Here is an 18,642-nt window from a genome sequence, read left to right as displayed (position 1 = left end):
TTGCTGGTGGCACGGCGCTGCAACTGGCCGCCGCGCACGGTCATGCCGAGGTCGTCAGGACGCAGGAATGGCGGGCGGTCGGCAGAGCCTTTACCCGCGTGATCTCGTCGCAGCTCCGGCGACGGCGTGCATGTTCCGTGGATCACATTGCAATAATATCGCCGGTCGTTGGTAAGTTAACCAGATTTAGGCACGCGCAGGGCCACCCAGGATGATCGAAATCCATCTTTAATTCGGTTTCTAAATTTTATTTAAGCTTAGTCACAGTAACGATAAGAAACGCCTTTAGATGGTCTGACACTCGCTTCGATGTTTCCTCTGGGGCTACGGAAGAAGTAGTAAGCGAGGCCTATTGGGGGCTGGCAATGCGTTTAATTCGTTCGTGCGAACGATTTGATTTGGATTCTGTACGGTCCGAGAGCTGTGCAACAGTATACGACCTGAGCGAAAGACAAGATGCTAGCATCCGCTTTCGCCGGATCGACACGTTGAGGCAGGAGAACGAACTCCTGATCAGGATGATTTCTGTCACCCGTGTCGAGATTGATCATCTTCGGAAGCTGCTGAACGGCTCGTGAGGACCCGCTGATACCCTTGATGGGGCAGAGCGGGCGGGTCGTGATCGCGATCGAATTGAGGCCGGGTTCGTTCGGCCGGTTGCGGTCTGCTGTTTGCGCCACGCCAGGACGCCGCCATCGCCGGGCTGGGATCATCCTCACTCCATGTTTTCGTGACAGCGGCGTGTGCGACGTCTTCTAGAAGGGGCAGGACATCAGGCTCGGCTGGATCGCCGGAGTGCTGCCGCCGCCGGCGTCGCGAGGCGCACGGCCCCCTTTATTCAACTTCGGTTCGAACGCGTTATGATGCGGTTGAAGAGCTTTCTTGCGATCGCATGCAGCCTCGCCTGTTCGGTGATGGCTGGCGGGTGTGGGTTCATTCCGATGGCGGGACCTGCCAGCCTCGACGTCAAGACGGAAAGCAGCCAGACGCTACCGTTTTCCGTCGTGAAGCTGACGCCAGCCATATTGCAAGTGCTCGAAAAATATGAGCCGGACGGTCTTCCGGGTGCTCTGCGGGACAGTCGTCCGCCGGCCAGCATTCGGTTCGGAATCGGTGACATCGTCAGCGTTACAATTTTCGAGGCGGCTGCTGGCGGCCTTTTCGTGCCGCTCGAGGCCGGCGTTCGCCCGGGCAATTATGTCAACCTACCAGACCAGGCCGTCGACAATGATGGCAACATCACCGTTCCCTACGCTGGAGCGGTGCGGGCGGCCGGGCGCACCAACGTGCAGATCCAGGAGGATATCCTCCAACGCATCAAGAAGCGGGCCATTGACCCGCAGGTCGTGGTCACGTCCAGCCAGCAGCGCTCGTCGCTGGTCAGCGTGTTCGGCGAGGTCAAGGCACCCGTGCGCTTTCCGATGCCCGCCTCCGGTGCACAGGATCGGATTACCGACGCGATCACGAGGGCAGGAGGCATCAGCGGCGCCGGCTGGGAGACGTGGGTCGTTATGGAGCGCAACGGGAAGCGGGCGACAATCCCCTTCGCCAACCTCGTCTATTGGCCTTCCACGAATATCTTCGTCCAGCCGGGGGATCGGATCTATCTGTATCGCGAACCGATGAAGTTCCTGGCTTTTGGTGCGACCGGCCAGCAGGGCGAATTCAATTTCGATGCGTGGCGGATCAATCTGACCCAGGCCGTGGCGAAGGCCGGCGGCCTGCTGGACTTGCAGGCAGACCCCGGCTCGGTGTTCGTGTATCGCCGGGAACCCCGTGAGGTTGCCCAAAAGCTTGGCATCGACTGCTCGAAGTTCGATGGCGAGACCGTGCCGGTTGTCTTCAATGTCAGCTTTCAGGATCCGGCCGGCTATTTCCTGTCCACCAAGATGCAGATGCGCCCGTTCGATGTGGTCTACGCCGCGAATGCACCACAGGTGGACATCACAAAGGTTCTGAACTTCATCAACACGACATTTGTGACGTCGGAAAACGGCGTCAATCTCGTCAATGATGTTTTCGTCGCCCAGATCAACAGCAAGTTGCGCTAAGGGTGTCTGATGCGCGGAAATATCATGACCTTCTCACTCGCACGACGTATTGTATCGAGGTATTGAAGCGACGTGTCTCATATTCCGACAACCGGTCGCGCGGGGACTTCGGGAATTGGAGCATCATGGTGCGAATGAAATGCCAGTCGTGGAGGCACCGCATCGCTATCGCGTGCGTTGGCGTTGCTGTCCCGGCGATCGCCCCGGCCCAGACGGCAAACGTCGCTCCGGGCGCGGGGCACCGCTCTGAAAGCACAATCATCGGGGGGCAACCCAAGGCCTCGGCCGTGGAGCGCTGCGTCGACGTCAGAATCGGCGACGAAAGTGCGTTTGGCTGCATCAATCAGCAGCTGCGGCGCGAGGTTGACCGCGTCAACCCCTCACTCAACCTGCCACCAATCGATGCGCGCTCGCCAGATGTACGGGTTGGGAACGTCAACGAGGCCGGCGTTCGGCAGCAATACGGCTCCAACTATGGACGCTCGGTCGTTCCCTCTCGGCCGTCTGTACCGGCCTACGCCCTGCCGCGTCGTTGAGGAATGTGCCGATGAAGGGCCGGTGTGTGTCTGATGGAGGATGCCGATGGCGCTCTACGGCGGCGGTGTTGCTCGCTGTGGCGCTGACCGGCGAGACCGCAGCCCAGTCGATCGACGCGATCGCAGCGAGCGAGGTCGCGCCTGCCACGGAAGGGACCGACCTTGACAATCCGCAACCGCTCAATCTCGAGCGGTTCGAGGTGAGGCGGCTCACCGCGGCGGATCTGCCGCCGGGCAGTCCGCTTACCGGCTACGGATTTCCGCGCATGAGCGCCGCATTCGGACGCGACTGGCGAACGGGTCGCAATGAATATCGGGCGATCGTCGAACACGAGTCTGCCGCGTTCGGTCTTCCGCCGGCGTTCGTGGACGCCATCATGGCCGTCGAAAGCCGCTACAATCCCGGCGTCGTCGGCATGGACGGAGAGGTGGGGCTGATGCAGGTGATGCTGCCGACGGCGCGCATGCTCGGCTTTTCCGGCGGCGCAGCCGAGCTCGCTGCGCCCGAGGTCAACGTCCACTACGGTGTCAAATATCTCGCCGGTGCCTGGCGGCTGGCCGGGCAGGACATCTGCACGGCAGCCATGAAGTATCGGGCCGGCCATGGCGAGACGCGGTTCTCCTATCTGTCGGTCGAATACTGTCAGCGCGTCCGCCAGCACCTGTCGGCCAACGGGGTGGTCGTCACCGGCTCGGTGCCGCAGCCGACATTTGGCCGCACGCCGGGTGCCGGAACTGGTCCGCGCGCTCGTTCGTTGTCGGCGCCGGCTACGGTCAATTTCGCGGCGCTGAACGCCCGTCTTCGCGGAATGACGGGTCGGGGAGCCGCATCGGGCTCGCCGTGACCGGGACGTGGCGGATCAGGCGCGCGGCTTTCGTCTCGGTTTGCGGCGCGCATGGTCCGGATTCGCAACTGGCCCGTTCGCGAGGGCGGCGCCGATCGCACGCCAGCATCTGACCGCGTCACGAAACGCGTTCTCATGTGCCTGACTCCTGGCGCGCCAATCCATGATGCGCTCGACGTCTGCGACCGTTGCATCGCCGGAGTTCAAGTGCACGACCCATACTATGGCGTCACGAACCAAGGACTCCGACGGGTCGGGATGTTGGTCTCTCTTGGGCACGACCCAGCGCTTCCCCGCAGATTCCGGTCGGAAGCGGTTTGCCTCGGACGACCTGTCTCTGAACGTAAGACGATGCGGGAGGCTGAAAACCGAATTTGTCGCGAGCAGGACGCTTCAATCTGTGGGCGCAGTGCTCGATGGCCTGCTTGAGGTCGGTCTCGATCGTGCGTACGGTCACTCCGAGGAGCTCCGCGATCTCGCGATTGGTCATTCCCTCGACGCGCGACAGCAGCAGCGCGCGGCGGCGGCGCTCCGGCAATTCGGCAATGGCCCGCCTGAGCAGCTTGATCTCCGAGCGGTCCTCTATCACACGCGCCGCGTCCGGCTGGTCGTCGGGGATTTCGAGGAGAGTTTCAATCTCGCTCGTTGTCAGGCGGCGGATTTCGCTGCGGCGGCGATCGTTGGCGATGTTGAGCGCGATGCGAAAGAGATATGCCTTTGGACTGCGGACCTCGGCGATCTCGCTGATCTTTTCGAGGCGCAGATAGGTCTCGTGCAACACTTCCGATGCATTTTCCGCCGAACCGAGCCGTCGCGACAGGCGCCGGTTGAGATCATGATATTCGGCGAGCAGAAGGTCGCGCAAAATTCCCAGATTGTCCGTGGCCATCGTACGCCCCACTCAACGCCGCCCCAAATTCGAGCGGACCGTAGTGAGGCGCGACAACGTTATTGTGACGTTTGTATCATTGCGTTATCGAGATATTTTATGTTCGGTTATGTTGCGTGAAATCATCACATTGCCTGATCTCATAATGTAATGCGTCATTTCGAGTTTTTTTTCGCCGCAGCTGCGGCCACGGCGTCTACCGGATATGGGCGCCTGACCGACCTAGCCGGTCGCAAATCAGGCTGCCCGAGAGTGCGCTGTCACGATGGAATCGTCCGACAGGCGAGAACGAGATCGAGGGCTGCGTGAATTCGTGGAGTGTCAGGGCGTGGGCCGTGCGCCATCCGCGTCGCGCAAGCCCGCTGTCGCCGCTGCCTGAGTCGTGCGACTACGGCGTTGCGCAGACGACGTTGCGCACGGCGCTCTGTTGCGTGTCACTGTTGGCGATAGGCATCGCGCCGTTGGCAGCGAAGCCCGGCGAAATCGACGCCGATGCCGGGCGCAAGCGGCCGGCGGCGTCCTCAGACGCTGGCAAGGGCAAGGCCGAGCCAGCGCAGGGTGGTCAGCCCGCGCCGGCTGCCGCGAAGACGGACAAGACGGCGCCGCAGCCTCGCTTCGACATCGATGAATTCCGGGTGGAGGGGGCAGACAATCTGCCGCAGATAGAAGTCGAAGGCGCTGTCTATCCGTTTCTCGGGCCCGGCCGCACCTCTGAGGACGTCGAGAAGGCGCGTGCCGCGGTCGAGAAGGCCTACCACGACAGGGGTCTTCAGACCGTCAGCGTATCGGTGCCGCAGCAGGATGCGCAACGCGGCTTCGTCGTGTTGAAGGTCACCGAGAACCGGATTGGACGATTGCGCGTCAAAGGATCGCGCTATTTCGACCTCGCCAACGTCAAGCGCAGTGCGCCCTCGCTCAAGGAGGGAGCACTCCCCGACTTCAAGCAGGTGACCAGCGACATCGTCGCGCTCAACCGCTGGCCGGACCGGCGCGTCACGCCCGCGTTGCGGGCCGGCGCCACGCCCGGAACCGTTGACGTCGATCTCAATGTCGACGACACGTTGCCGCTCCACGGCAGTATCGAACTCAACAATCGACAGAGCCCCAGCACGACCGCGCTGCGCTCGAGCGTGTCGATGCACTACGACAATCTCTGGCAGCTCGGTCATTCCATGACCTGGACTTACCAGATGGCACCGCTCAATCCGAAGGACGCCATGGTCATTTCCGGGTCCTATCTGGCCCGGACCGACCTCGACTGGCTCAGTGTTCTGCTTTACGGCCTGAAATCGGATAGCTCGGTCGCGACCGTCGGTGGTGCCAATGTGGTGGGCCCGGGACAGGTGATCGGTGGGCGCGCAGTGATCACGCTGCCGACGAAAGGCGAGCTGTTCCATACGCTGTCGATCGGCGTCGACTACAAGAATTTCGAGCAGACGCTCACGCTCGGCCAAGACGCCTTCAGCTCCCCTGTGACCTATGTTCCGGTCGTAGCGGCCTACAGCGCGAGCTGGCAGGCGGACAAAAGGCTGACTCAGCTCAACGCGACGGTCACCGCGGGCCTGCGCGGCGTCGGCAGCAGTCCGGGCGAGTTCGATGCCAAGCGCTACAAGGCCACCAGCAGCTTCGTCAGCCTGCATGCGGACATCTCGCATACCCAGGACCTTGCCGAAGGCTTCCAGCTCTACGCCAAGCTCCAGGGACAGGCTAGCGACCAGCCCCTGGTCTCCAGCGAGCAGATCAGCCTTGGTGGCCAGGACACGGTGCGCGGATATCTCGAGTCCGAGGTGCTCGGAGACTTCGGCGTTGCCGGCATGCTCGAACTGCGCAGCCCGAATCTTGCGCCTTATATGGAGCAGAAGCTCCCGAACCCGACCGGCGATCCGGTCAAATACAACGCGTTCGACGAGTGGCGGTTCTTCGCCTTCGCCGATGGGGGCCACACGCGAATCCACGAACCGCTCGTCGACCAGCAATCGCACTTCGATCTTGCGAGCTATGGCGTTGGCATGCGCATGAAGACCCTGCGCTACCTCAACAGCGTCGTCCTGGTCGGTGTGCCACTGACCAATCAGCAGACCACGCTCGCCAACCATCCCAGGTTCAGCTTTCGCGTGTGGGGAGAATTCTAGATGTCGCTCCGTCGCTTCGGATCAGTCGCGCGCGCCGGCCTGAGTGGGCCGGCTCTGCTCCTATTCGCCCTTCTGGTCATGCTGTGGCCGGGGCCGGCCGCTGCGTGGTGGAACGATCAGTGGACGCTGCGCAAGAAGATCACCATCGACACCGGCCCGTCGGGCGCCGGCATCAGCGATGCGATCGGCGCCACGCCGGTGCTGGTGCGTCTGCATGTCGGCAATTTCCGCTTCGGCGCGGCGAAGGAGGATGGCGGCGATCTTCGCTTCGTCGCGGCCGACGACAAGACGCCACTGAAGCACCATATCGAGAAATACGACTCGCTGCTCGGCGAGGCGCTGGTCTGGGTCGGCGTTCCCGATCTGAAGCCGGGCGCCAAGAACGACATCTGGCTCTACTACGGAAACCAGAAGACGCCGGCTGCGGTCGATGCCAAGGGCACCTACGATCCCGATACACTGCTGGTTTATCATTTCAACGACCGCTCGACGCCGGCGCAGGACGTCACGGCCTGGGCGAACATTGCGCAGAATGCCGTGCCGAGCGCGGATGGCGCCATCATCGGCCAAGGCGCGCGCCTCGACGGGCAGACTGCGCTCATGCTTCCGGGCTCGCCCTCGCTGGTGGTCGCCGAGAACGGTGAGCTCACCTGGTCGCTCTGGATCAAGATGACCGCGCCACAGCCTGGCGCGGTACTGTTTTCGCGCAGCGAAGGTACGAACGGACTCACCGTTGCATTGGACAACGGCGTCGCTTACGTGGAAGTGGCCAATGGTGGCAGCGCGCAGCGCAGCGTCGGTGGCGCGGCAATCACGGCCGGGACCTGGCACCAGATCGCCTTCACCGCAAAGGGCGCGCAGATCACGCTCTACGTCGATGGTAACCAGGTTGCGACGCTCGCCGCCGGTCTTCCCACCATGACCGGAGTGGCGCAGCTCGGCCGTGCCGCATCTGCGGCGGCTCCGGCTCCGGCAGGGGATGCGGCTGCACCTGCGGCCGATGCGGCTCCGGCCGCTGCCGCGCCGACCGGCGCTGCCGCCGGCTTTGCCGGTGATATCGACGAGTTCCAGATCGCCAAGGTCGCGCGCCCGGCCGGCTTCATCAAGCTCGGTGCGATCGGACAGGGCCCGGATCAGGCCAAGCTGATCTCATTCAGCGTCGACGAGGAGAACGCGGGCTGGTTCAGCGGCGGCTATTTCGGCGTGATCCTGCGCTCGGTGACGCCGGACGGCTGGGTCGTCATCGGCCTGCTCGGGATCATGGCGTTGATCAGCTGGTACGTCATGGTCGATCGTGTCTCGTATCTGAACAGGGTCTCGGCCGGCAACACGATCTTCCTCAAGCATTTTCGCGAAACCTCGACCGACATCGGAGGGCTGCTCCAGCTCGACAACCAGGAGAATGATCCCAGTTTCGGGGGCGAGCTCGGCAAGAAGCAGCGCAAGGTGGTCCATGCCGCGCCGCTCTACCACCTGTTCGCGGCCGGTGCGCAGGAGATCCGGCGCCGCTTTGCGGGTGGCGGTTACCGCCGGCTGTCGCCGCAGGCAATCCAGTCGATCCGCGCCGTGCTCGACAGCGGCTTCGTGCGGGAGAGCCAGCGCCTCAATCGCCTGATGGTGATGCTGACGATCGCGATCTCGGGCGGTCCGTTCCTCGGCCTGCTCGGCACAGTGGTCGGCGTCATGATCACCTTCGCGGCGATCGCGGCCAGCGGCGACGTCAACGTCAATGCGATCGCGCCGGGTATCGCGGCCGCGCTGGTCGCCACCGTCGCAGGCCTCGGCGTCGCGATCCCCTCGCTGTTTGCCTACAACTACCTGACGATCCGCATCAAGGATGTCAGCAGCGAGATGCAGGTCTTCGTCGATGAGTTCATCACGCGGATCGCTGAGTCCTACGAATTGCCGGAAGAGCCGGTGAAGCAGGCGGCGGAGTGAACCCATGCAAGTCCAGTCCGAAAGCAAGCCGTACGACGACATCAACATCACGCCGATGCTCGATCTCGCCTACGTGCTGCTGGTGATCTTCATCATCATGACCACGGCGACCGTGCAGGGCATGAAGGTGAATTTGCCGAAGGCGAGTGCGGCGCCGTCGCTGGCGCAACAGACCACCAAGGCCATCACGGTCGCCAATGACGGTAAGCTGTTTCTGGACACCATCCCCGTGACGCTGCCCGAGCTCGAGCAGCGACTGGTGCAGCAGCGTGCGCTCACGCCTGAATTTCCGATCGTCGTGCGCGGCGACAGCCAGACCCAGTACCAGAACGTCGTCGACGTGCTCGATCTGCTGGGCCGCCTCAACTTCACCCAGGTCGGCATGGCGACCAAGCCGTCGGCGAGATGAGACGGGACGATGGCGTGGGACGACGACAGCAACGACGACGACGGCCCGCCGGCATGGCGGCGCTATCTGCTGCTCGGCGGCTCGGCGCTGGTCGTCATCGCGTTGGTAGTCGGCGTCGTCATCATGGTGATGAGTGGCGACAAGGATCCGCCGCGCAAGGTGAACGAGCTTCAGGTGACGATGGTGCTTCCGCCGCCGCCGCCTCCGCCACCACCGCCGCCTCCGCCCGAGCAGCAGCCGGAACAGCAGCCCGAGCAGAAAGTGATGGAGCAGACCCCCGTTAAGGACGTCGTCGAAGAGAAGCCCGTCGACATTCCCAACGACGCACCGCCCGACGTCGGACCGGATCCGACGCCGGGCCCACCGGATCTCGGTCTCGGCAACGGGCCGGGCAGCGGTGGTCTGGCACAGGGCAAAGGCCGTGGCGGGGGCGGCGGCGGCAGCCGCTTCGGCTGGTACGCGAGCATGCTCCAGTCGCAGATCGAGGCGCGTTGGCAGGCGAACGAAAAAACGCGCTACGCCATGATGCAAGCCGAAGTGAAGGTGTGGCTCGACAGTACGGGCAAGGTCACTCGGGTTCAATTGTCGCCATCGACGGGAGACAGCGCGCTCGATGCGGAGATCCGGGATCAGCTCGTGGGGGACATGCATGTGCGCGAGCCGCCACCCAAGGACATGCCAATGCCGATTATCACTCGCTTCAGAACCCAAAGCCGGGGCTGAGCGCGATGAGACGAACAACATGAGTAAGTCGAGAGCAGAAGAGGTTACGTCATGTGGCGTGAAATGAAGACGCGAGAGCTGGCGGCGACGGCCTTGATGCTGATCGCGACCGCAGCCCCCGCCGCGGCGCAGGACGATGGGCTGCCGCAGGGCAAGCGTCCGACCGTGTCGCGCGATGCGCCGCCATCGTCCAATGCGACGGTCAACCTGATCAACCTTCTCGTGAAGCAGGGAACACTCACCGAGGAGCAGGCGGCCACGCTGGTCAAGCAGGCCGACGACGAGGCCTATGTCGCCCGCCAGGCCACGCGCGATGCGGCTGCCAAGGCCGAGGGCGCCGAGAAGAAGGCAACCAGCGCCGCCGATGCAACATCGCCGCCTGGCACCAAGCGCGTCACCTACGTGCCCGAACTCGTCAAGAAGCAGCTTCGCGACGAGATCCGCGCCGAGGTGATGGCGAAGGCCGAGAAGGAGAATTGGGCCTCGCCCGGAAAATATCCGGAGTGGGCGCAACGGATTCGGTTCTACGGCGACATCCGCACGCGATACGAAGGTGATTTCTTTCCGTCCGGCAACGGACCGATGCAGAACTACAATGCGACCAACACTGGCGCACCGTTCCTGGAGGATAACGCGAACGCGAAGAATCCATATTTCCCACCGAGTTACAATACGACCCAGGATCGCAACCGCTTTCGCTTCCGGGCTCGGCTCGGTGCCGACGTGGATCTATTCGACGGCTTTGCAGCGGGCTTGAGAATTGCCACCGGCGAGAGCAGCTCGCCGGTGTCGACCAATCAGACTTTCGGCGCCAATGGTGGAAATTTCTCGAAATACGCGCTTTGGCTGGATCGCGCATTCATCAAATATCAGCCGCTTCCGGATTTCGCGGCTTCCGTCGGGCGGTTCGACAATCCCTTCTGGTCACCCACCGACCTTGTCTGGTACCGCGATATCGGCTTCGACGGTGTCGCCGTGCAGGCCAAGCATGAAGTCTTCGAGGGCTTCACACCGTTTGCTGCGGCCGGTGCCTTTCCCTTGTTCAATACGGACCTGAATGCGTCGTTGAACATCGCGGATAGCACCAGCACAGCCAGTTCCGTCCGCCTCCCAAGCCATGACAAATGGCTGTTTGGTGCGCAGGCCGGCTTCGCAGCAAAGCTGGATCCCGCGACCAACCTGACCTTGGCATTCGCGTACTACGACTTCACGAACGTGAAGGGGCGCCTTTCCAGCGAATGTTTCGTCTACAACGCCAGCGACATTTGCAACACAGACTATCTGCGGCCGCCCTTTGCCCAGAAGGGCAACACCTATATGTGGTTGCGCAACGTCCCGGCCGTTACGACGACGCTCGGTTCGACCGTGAACTATCAATATTACGGCCTTGCCAGCGACTTCCGCCCGGTCGTCGCCAGTGGTCAACTCGATCTCGCGCAGTTCAATCCAGTCCATATCATTATCGACGGTGAATATGTCTGGAACACCGCGTTCAACAAAGGCGCCGTCGCAGCCGCTGCAATCAACAATTTTGGGCCGGGATCGGGCGGCGTGAATGGCCCATTCAACGGCGGGGACAAGGGTTGGCTTGCGCGCCTTACCGTGGGCGACAAGGAGGTCAAGCATCTCTGGGATTGGAACGCGTTTGTCGGCTACAAGTATCTTGAATCGGATGCAATGATCGACGCGTTCGTCGATTCCGATTTCGGGCTCGGCGGCACCAATCTGAAGGGATATTTCATCGGCGGCAATGTCGGCCTCGGCGAGAATGTCTGGGCGACGGTGCGTTGGATGAGCGCAAACAACATTACCAGCCTCCCTTACGCCGTCGATATTGTCCAACTCGACCTTAACGCGAAGTTCTGACCATGCGCAGGCTTGTTCCCCTTGTCATCCTTCTGGCGTTCGGCGGACCGATGGTCGCCCATGCTGATCAGGAAAGCGATCGCTTACGCGAGGCGCTGCGCAGTGCGACGGCCCAGACACGCGCGCTGGAGGATCAACGCGCGGCCCTGCAAGCGAGGGCGATTGCCGCCGAGCAGGAACGCGATCGCCTGAAGAAGCAGAACGAGACCTTTCGAGCCCAGGTGAAGGAGGCCGAGCAGGCTTATCGGCGGGCGGTCAAGGATTTCAACGATCGGATATCCGAGCGTGACGAAGCGCTCGAGAAATGGAAGGGCGCTTATGGCGAAGCGGCCTCCGTGGCGCGAACCAAGGATGCCGAACGGACCAGATTCGAGGGCGAGGCCACGGCCCTGAAGGCAAGCATGAAGGCCTGCACGACCAAGAACGTCAACTTGGCGAGGACGGCCGACGAGATCGTCACGAAATACGAAGCCATGAACCCGCTCGAGAAGGTGCTCGACCATGATCCGGTCTTCGGGCTGAAGCGCGTCGAACACCAGAATGCCGCGCAGGACTATCGCGACAAGATCATCGAACAGAAGGTCAATCCATGAGGACGAAGTTTTTTGGCCGTGCCGTGCTGGTGCTGATGATGAGCGCGGCAGTGTCGACCGTTGCGGTGGCGCAGACGCGTCAGGGCAACCAGCCCGCGCCGGCCCGTGCAGCCGCACCTGCGTCGCCGGCCCCGGCCGCGTCACCCAGGCCGCCGGCACCCGCTGCCGAAGAGGGCGCCGGGGTGAAGGGTGGTGAGGTGGTCGCCCGCGTCGGCGACAGCGACGTAACGGCGGAAGAGGTGCGCGCAGCGATCTCTTATCTCGATCCGCAGCAGAAAAGCGCGGTGGCACGCGATCCCGGGCTTCTCAACCAGACGGTGCGCGCCATCCTGGCCAACCGCCTCGTGCTCAAGGAGGCGCTCGGCAAGAAGTGGGAGCAGCAGCCCGCTGTCGCGGAGCAACTCGCGCGGGCGCGCGACAGCCTGATCGCCGAGACCTACCTGCAATCCGTCACGACGCCGCCAGACAGCTATCCAAGTGAGGCCGATATCAAGAACGTCTATGACGCCAACGCCACCGCGCTGTTGGTGCCGCGCCGTTTCAAACTCGCTCAAATCGTCGTCAATGTCGCGAAGGACGCGGACAAGGCTGCTGAAGAGGCCGCGCGCAAGAAGTTGGACGAGGTCGTCAAGAAGGCGAGGCAGGCTGGCCAGGATTTCGGCGGCCTCGCACGTAGCTCCTCCGATGACGCCTCGACCGCCGAACGCGACGGGGAGGTCGGTTGGGTGGCCGAGCCGGACTTGCGGGCCGAGATCCGCGGCCAGGTGATCGGCTTGACGAAGGCCGGTATCGCTGATCCGATCCGTCTCGATGATGGCTGGCACATTCTCAAGCTTCTCGACACCGAGGCCGCGCGCACACGTGCGCTGGCGGAGGTCCGGGACATGCTGGTGCAGCGTCTGCGGGCCGAGCGCGCGGAAGCAAATCGTCGCGCCTACATGTCGGAGTTGCTCAAGCAGTCGCCACCGGTCGTCAACGAGATTGCGCTCTCCAAGCTGCTCGAGGCCAAATAGGAGAGTTGTGGCTGATCGAAGCGCGTCAACCGTTGATGTCCGGCGGCTGCAGCAGCGGCTGCATCGAGCGCCCGCGATCGAGGTTGATTGTATCGTTACCAAATAACAAATCATCATAATAATGATATAGGCGACATGCTACCGGGGGCGAGCCATCGGAGCATTGCGCGTGACCGATCTCAGCCAGCCCTCGTCCGTCCTGCAGAAGCGATCCAGACCGCGGATCACCATTCCGTTTGCCGCAATAGAACCGCTGCTTGCCGCTCTCGACGTCGCGATCATCGTCATCGCGGGAGAACTCGGCGCTGTCCTCTACCAGGTGACACTGGGCAGCGGGCTCGCCGAAATCGGCGCCGCCCCCACGGGCTTGGGGCTGGTCGCGAGCCTCGGCTATGTGCTGATGGCGCATTGTCTCGGACTTTACCGCTATAGCGATCTGTTCGGACGGCCGCGCGACGGCCGGCGGATCTGGGCGAGCTGGGCCGTTGCGATCCTGATTCTCATCGTCGTCCTCTTCCTGTTCAAGGCTGGCGCTGACGTCTCGCGCGGCGCGGTCGTCGGGTTCTTTGCGCTGGGGGGCCTCGGGCTGGTGTCTGCGCGACCGATCGCCAAACGCTGGCTGGGCGGATCGCTGATGAAAGGCTCCATCCGCGGCAGGCGTGCGGTCGTGATCGGCTGCCGGAACGAGCTGGCGCTGCAGGCGCCGGACGTCCTGTTATTCCGCTTCGGGATCGATGAGGCCGCTCGCATCGTGTTGCCTTCGGGCCGGGAGGCGGGCTGGATGCCTGCGCAATTCCAATCGAGTCTGGTCGAGCAGGTGCGGGAAACGCCGGCGGACGAGATCGTTCTTGCGCTGCCTTGGTCGCAGCCACATGAGATCGAGCATTTGCTGAAGCTGCTCAGAGTGTTTCCGCTCCCGGTCCGCCTGTTGCCCGATCGCGACGTGTCGACGGTGCTCGGCCGTCAAATGTCGATGCCGCAAGCGCTCTACATGGTCGAGGTGCAGCGTACCCCCCTCATGCCGTTCGAGCGCTTCGCCAAGCGGGCGCTGGATATCGTCGTCGCGGCTCTCGCCATGGTCATGCTGACGCCGCTGCTGATACTGGCTGCAATCGCCATCAAGCTCGAATCGAAAGGTCCCGTGATTTTCCGGCAGCAGCGTCACGGCTTCAACGGCAAGCCCTTCATGATTTTCAAGCTGCGCACCATGAAGGTTCTCGAGGATGGTGCAGCGGTGGTCCAGGCGACTCAGAGGGATCCGCGCGTCACAAGGGTTGGCCGCGTGCTGCGCCGGAGCAGCATTGATGAGCTGCCGCAACTCTGGAACGTGCTGCTGGGTCACATGTCCATCGTCGGTCCGCGTCCGCACGCGCTGGTTCACGATTACGAATACGGCAGGGTGATCGCGAACTATGCGTTTCGCCACCACGTGAAGCCGGGTATTACCGGCTGGGCGCAGGTTCAGGGGTACAGGGGCGGAACGCCTCGCCTTGAGCTGATGGAGCGTCGCATAACGTTGGATTTGTGGTATGTTAACAATTGGAGTCTAATACTTGATGTTACAATAATACTGCGAACGGTGTTCGAGCTAACTCGGCAACGGAACGCGTATTGAGGGTGTCTGCTGTCGATTGGATGTGACGATTACCGATTGCTAACTTGACCTGTCTCTTCTGCAGCATTTAGCGTGATCTTGATTGATTTCCGACTTGTGTCAGGGTCACAAATGCAGCTTGCTCACATGATGCATCGTCTTGCCGGTCCTGCCGGCGAGATGAATTTGCGTTGGCCTATTGAAATGATTGGGGATTTGGGATTACTAACAATGCCTTGAACGCAAGATTCGACCGGAGCGGGACATATGGTAGGCAAGAGGCATGCCTCTGGAGAGATCGCGGCCAAGCTGGCGCAGGCAAACGATCTCGCCTTGAGGGGCAAGACGCAGCGAGAGATATCCAAAGCTCTCGGTGTGAGCATAATGACCTATCACCGCTGGAAGAAGATGGAGCCAGTCGCCGGTCCTCCTGAACTGGGGGGAAATTCCCTTTCGAGGGGGCAACCTGGCGCGGTCGATGCCGATGCGGGTGCGATCAAGCGGTTGGAGCTCGAAAACGCGCAGTTGCGCCGGCTCGTGACCGACATGCTGTTGGAGAAGCTGAAGCTGGAGGATGCACTCGGCGCCCGACAGGAAGCCCGTCTTCGCCGTCCGGACAACGGTTGACGCTCCGGCGGGGGACCTCGGCCACGATCCTGATCAGCCGCGGGGATAGTAGCCGTTGAGGTAGGCGCCGGGTTGCTCGAACTGGCCGAGGATCTTTAGGTTCGCCTTGTTCAAGACCACGCCGAGCAGGCGATCGCGCAATTCCGGCTCGGCCAGGAGTTGCCTGCGAACGGAAGTGACCCTGGTCTTACCCCATTCGACGACAAAGACGAGCGAGTTGACTATTGGCAGGACCGCGCGAACGTCGACCACCGGTGCAGTCGGCGGAAGGTCGATGATGACATAGTCGAAGCGCTCGCGCAGCGCGTTGATCATGCCGTGGAAATCCGGGGACGACAGGACTTCATCGGCGTGAAGCGTGGCTTCGCCTGGGGCAACCGGGAGGAGCGCCAGTCCGGAGCCGCGCTCTTCTCCAATCGCCGCGCCGAGATCGATTGCGCCGCTCAGGACGTCTAGCCATCCCTTTGATGGCTGCGGGCTGATGGACCGGGCCAGGGTGGGGTTGCGCAAATCGGCATCGACCAGGACGACGCGCTTGCCTGCGTCGGCCATCAACGCGGCCAGGTTACTGGCGATCGTCGACTTGCCTTCGTTAGGAAGCATCGAGGTGACGCCGATGACCTTGTTGTCCCGGACTGAAGCCTCGAGCGAAGCTCTGATTTTGATCGCGCGAAAGGCCTCGGCGAAGGTCGAGAGCGGGTCGTCGGCTGCCTGCCGCATCAGCGGGTCGACAAAATTATAGATTGGTACCGCCGTTTCTGAAGTGCGATCGGCCCGTCGCAGTGAATTCTGCAAGGTCTCGATCCGCGCTGGTTTGCCTGGAGATTGTCCTAGAGCCGCGGTGTGGTTTGCGGCGAGTGGTATCACCGAAAGGCATCTGATGCCCAACTCTTGCTCGGCTTGCCGGCCAGTCCGGAACACTCCGTCGACCGCTTCCCGCAAGGCGGCGATACCGACGCCGGCGAGCAGGCCGATCGTCGCTGCGATCGAAAGTACGAAAGATGCGATCGGCTTGCTCTTCCGCGCCGGTGGTACGGCGGCGCTGATGACGCGAGCGTCCGTGATGGGGAACGATTGTTGCTGGATGGCCTCCATATAGCGCTGAAGGAAGCTGTCATAGAGGCTGTGATACACCTTGGCGGAGCTGTCGAGTTCGGCGAGACCAAGTCGGTCTCGCTGTGCCGATTGGCCCTCGGACACGAGCTGGTTCAACGACCGCTCGAGATTTTCCTCGCGGGTCTTGGCAATCTGGTAGTCACTGCGCGTGCTTGCGGCGATCCGTGACAGTTCGGCGGCAATGTTGCGGCGGGCCTCTTCCATCTGGTTGCGGACGTTCACCGCGGCCTCATGGTCCACACCATAGCGCGCCGCGATATTGGCTTCGCGCGCGGAGAGGTCGAGATATTGGTTACGCAGGCGGGTAATGACTTCGTTTTTGAGCACGTCAGCCACGGCGGCCTGGCTGACGTCGAGCTGACGGACCTGTTCGATCCGTTCCAGCCGGGCTTTGGCCTCGCCGGTCGAGGCCCGCGCCGAGGCGAGTTGGCTGCTCAGTTCGAACGCTTGTTGCTCGCCGATCAGCCGATTTGAAGTCGGGCCGCCGGCGCCATTGCCGGAACCGCCAAAATCGACGATCTTGTTCTTTTCCTTGAATTCAAGCACGGCGCGGTCCGCGGCCGTTGCCTTGGTCTTCAACTCGCCGATCCGGTCTTGCAGCCATGAGCTCGCTCGGGTGACCGTCTGGTATTTGGCTTCGAGCTGGTCTTCGATGTAGGCTTCAGCGAACGCATTGGCGACCTTGGCCGCGGTCTCCGGGTTACGTGACGAGTAAGAAATGGTCAGCGCATAGGTTTTCTCGCTGCGAGAGACCACGCGGTTGCGCAATATTTCCTCGATCGCCTGGTTTTCCCGATCCTCTTTCGTGCCTTCATCCCCGCTCGCGGAGAGGCCAAACGCGCTTTTGCCGGCCCCGATGAAATCGCGATCGTCCGCAAGGTTAAGTGCCCTGATGACCGCGAGCGCGACCTTGCGTGACATTAGAACTTCGACTTGCGAACCGACCTGGAGAGTGTCGAGTGGAACGTCGCCCTGCGGCTGCAGCTGACTTTGAAGCACCCGCAGAGCGCTGCTGTCGATCAGCAGCGTCGCGGTGGCCGTATATTGTGGCGGCGTGACCGCGAGATAAAGCATGCCAATCGCCAGGGTTGCGGCCGGTATAGCGAGCAGCAAACGATACTGGCGACGCACGAGCGCTGTCAGTTGCTCGAGAAGGACCGAAAGCGAAGGCGGCGCTTCATCCTGGCGGTGGTCGGCCCAATTCGGGCGCGATAACATGTTCATTGTCGATCAGGACCCGCGGGATCGGGGAATGAGAACCGCGTCGTTCGAATACGGCATCGCGCTCGGGGACCTCGTCCCATCGCAAGTCGGCGCTCGCATCGTCACTTTAGTCAACATGTCCCGCGACGTTTATCTTCTATCTTCGCGAAACGCGGAATTGATTGTTTCTCTAGCGGTGAAACAATACAGAAATGTAACAGAATGATATGCCGGGCCCGCGGCTGATTGATCGTGGGCCGGTCACGATGCCGTCTTCTGATGCGTTTCGGGACCTGTTGGATTGGATCTGCGGAAGGCCGTGCCGCAACGCAGTCGAAATCGGCTATGTCTATCACCGCCGACTCTTGGCAATGCGCGCGAAATCTGGACCGGGCCTTGTTGGCGTGTAGCCCACGCTTGCTTGACGAAGTCATGGCATCCGGTCGGACTTGTCGTGCGGGTGCACGAGTTGCGGTCTAACAAATGAAATGAGTTAAGTGTTATCTTGTCATAACTGACGATACATAGTCACTGTAAGTGAATGCACCTGTTTTCGTAGCGCGATCAACCGATCGCACTCGATCTTTCGACATTTCGCATGACCGCGGCTGTCGTTCTGGCAAGGAGGGGCATCGCATGGACGGCTGCACGAGCGAGCGGGCGATACCCCGTCCTACCGTCATGGGAGTCATGAGTTCTTATGAGTAAGCGGGTCGCTCTCATCACCGGCGTGACGGGCCAGGACGGGGCCTATCTGGCTGAGCATCTGCTGTCGTTCGGCTATGTCGTGCACGGCATCAAGCGGCGCTCGTCCTCGTTCAACACCGCACGGGTCGACCATCTTTACCAGGATCCGCATGTCGGCGATGTGCCGTTCCTGATGCATTACGGCGACATGACGGATTCGACCAATCTGATCCGCCTGGTGCAGCAGATCCGGCCGACCGAGATCTACAATCTCGCAGCGCAAAGCCACGTCGCCGTCAGCTTCGAAAGCCCGGAATACACCGCCAACGCCGACGCCATCGGCGTGCTGCGGCTGCTCGAAGCGATCCGCATCCTCGGCATGGAGAAGGAGACGCGGTTCTACCAGGCCTCGACCTCCGA

The 18,642-nt window shown here is 62.1% G+C and carries 15 protein-coding genes; 12 read left to right on the top strand and 3 right to left on the bottom strand.

Annotated elements, in window-relative coordinates; genetic code table 11:
* Positions 1 to 860 precede the first annotated feature (860 nt).
* Together YUA_RS0133870 and YUA_RS45870 are read left to right on the top strand one after the other, a co-directional pair.
* On the top strand, positions 861 to 2,051 hold the full coding sequence (locus tag YUA_RS0133870; RefSeq protein ID WP_035972464.1) for a polysaccharide biosynthesis/export family protein: 1,191 nt from the start codon (positions 861 to 863) through the stop codon (positions 2,049 to 2,051).
* A gap of 601 nt (positions 2,052 to 2,652) precedes the next feature.
* On the top strand, positions 2,653 to 3,432 hold the full coding sequence (locus tag YUA_RS45870; protein WP_371259930.1) for a lytic transglycosylase domain-containing protein: 780 nt from the start codon (positions 2,653 to 2,655) through the stop codon (positions 3,430 to 3,432).
* A 15-nt stretch (positions 3,433 to 3,447) separates the two neighbouring features.
* Here YUA_RS45870 and YUA_RS52815 read toward each other — a convergent pair whose 3' ends face one another.
* Both YUA_RS52815 and YUA_RS45865 read right to left on the bottom strand, forming a co-directional pair.
* Complete coding sequence (locus YUA_RS52815) at positions 3,448 to 3,711, bottom strand: DUF4880 domain-containing protein (RefSeq protein ID WP_084293042.1); 264 nt, start codon at positions 3,709 to 3,711, stop codon at positions 3,448 to 3,450.
* Positions 3,662 to 4,321, bottom strand: a complete 660-nt coding sequence (locus tag YUA_RS45865; protein WP_063627835.1) for an RNA polymerase sigma factor — start codon at positions 4,319 to 4,321, stop codon at positions 3,662 to 3,664. Before YUA_RS45865 ends, YUA_RS52815 begins: the two co-directional genes overlap by 50 nt.
* Positions 4,322 to 4,656: 335 nt before the next feature.
* Between YUA_RS45865 and YUA_RS0133850 the strand changes: the two genes are divergently transcribed.
* The 9 genes from YUA_RS0133850 (at position 4,657) to YUA_RS0133810 (ending at position 15,216) form a co-directional block, all read left to right on the top strand.
* Positions 4,657 to 6,453 carry a ShlB/FhaC/HecB family hemolysin secretion/activation protein gene (locus YUA_RS0133850; RefSeq protein WP_245285322.1) on the top strand — a complete coding sequence of 599 codons (1,797 nt, stop codon included), beginning with the start codon at positions 4,657 to 4,659 and terminating at the stop codon, positions 6,451 to 6,453.
* A complete protein-coding gene (locus tag YUA_RS0133845; RefSeq protein WP_027534660.1) occupies positions 6,454 to 8,391 on the top strand; it encodes a DUF2341 domain-containing protein in 1,938 nt (645 codons plus the stop codon).
* A gap of 4 nt (positions 8,392 to 8,395) precedes the next feature.
* Complete coding sequence (locus tag YUA_RS0133840; RefSeq protein ID WP_027534659.1) at positions 8,396 to 8,800, top strand: biopolymer transporter ExbD; 405 nt, start codon at positions 8,396 to 8,398, stop codon at positions 8,798 to 8,800.
* Positions 8,801 to 8,809: 9 nt separating this feature from the next.
* Positions 8,810 to 9,523, top strand: a complete 714-nt coding sequence (locus tag YUA_RS0133835) for a TonB family protein (protein ID WP_027534658.1) — start codon at positions 8,810 to 8,812, stop codon at positions 9,521 to 9,523.
* 51 nt (positions 9,524 to 9,574) lie between these two features.
* Positions 9,575 to 11,389, top strand: a complete 1,815-nt coding sequence (locus YUA_RS0133830; RefSeq protein WP_027534657.1) for a putative porin — start codon at positions 9,575 to 9,577, stop codon at positions 11,387 to 11,389.
* Between the two features lie 2 nt (positions 11,390 to 11,391).
* Positions 11,392 to 11,982, top strand: a complete 591-nt coding sequence (locus YUA_RS0133825) for a hypothetical protein (protein ID WP_027534656.1) — start codon at positions 11,392 to 11,394, stop codon at positions 11,980 to 11,982.
* Entirely contained in the window at positions 11,979 to 12,995 is a 1,017-nt protein-coding gene (locus YUA_RS0133820; protein WP_027534655.1) for a peptidylprolyl isomerase, read from the top strand. The genes YUA_RS0133825 and YUA_RS0133820 overlap by 4 nt, the downstream gene beginning before the upstream one ends.
* Before the next feature lie 169 nt (positions 12,996 to 13,164).
* The gene (locus tag YUA_RS0133815; RefSeq protein WP_051383513.1) at positions 13,165 to 14,610 is read left to right on the top strand and encodes an undecaprenyl-phosphate glucose phosphotransferase; all 1,446 of its coding nucleotides are present in this window, start codon (positions 13,165 to 13,167) and stop codon (positions 14,608 to 14,610) included.
* Positions 14,611 to 14,856: 246 nt separating this feature from the next.
* Positions 14,857 to 15,216: a helix-turn-helix domain-containing protein gene (locus tag YUA_RS0133810; protein WP_027534653.1), complete on the top strand. Its 360-nt coding sequence runs from the start codon at positions 14,857 to 14,859 to the stop codon at positions 15,214 to 15,216.
* Positions 15,217 to 15,249: 33 nt separating this feature from the next.
* Here the strand turns inward: YUA_RS0133810 and YUA_RS0133805 are convergent, their stop codons facing one another.
* Complete coding sequence (locus YUA_RS0133805) at positions 15,250 to 17,550, bottom strand: polysaccharide biosynthesis tyrosine autokinase (protein ID WP_198029552.1); 2,301 nt, start codon at positions 17,548 to 17,550, stop codon at positions 15,250 to 15,252.
* Between the two features lie 685 nt (positions 17,551 to 18,235).
* Between YUA_RS0133805 and YUA_RS0133800 the strand changes: the two genes are divergently transcribed.
* On the top strand, positions 18,236 to 18,642 hold a 407-nt coding region (locus YUA_RS0133800), incomplete at its 3' end, for a GDP-mannose 4,6-dehydratase (RefSeq protein ID WP_027534651.1).

Origin of the sequence: Bradyrhizobium sp. WSM3983, assembly GCF_000473045.1 — a bacterium.
GTDB lineage: Bacteria > Pseudomonadota > Alphaproteobacteria > Rhizobiales > Xanthobacteraceae > Bradyrhizobium.
Note: the sequence above shows the minus strand (reverse complement) of the source record. Positions and strands in the feature narration are given on the sequence as shown.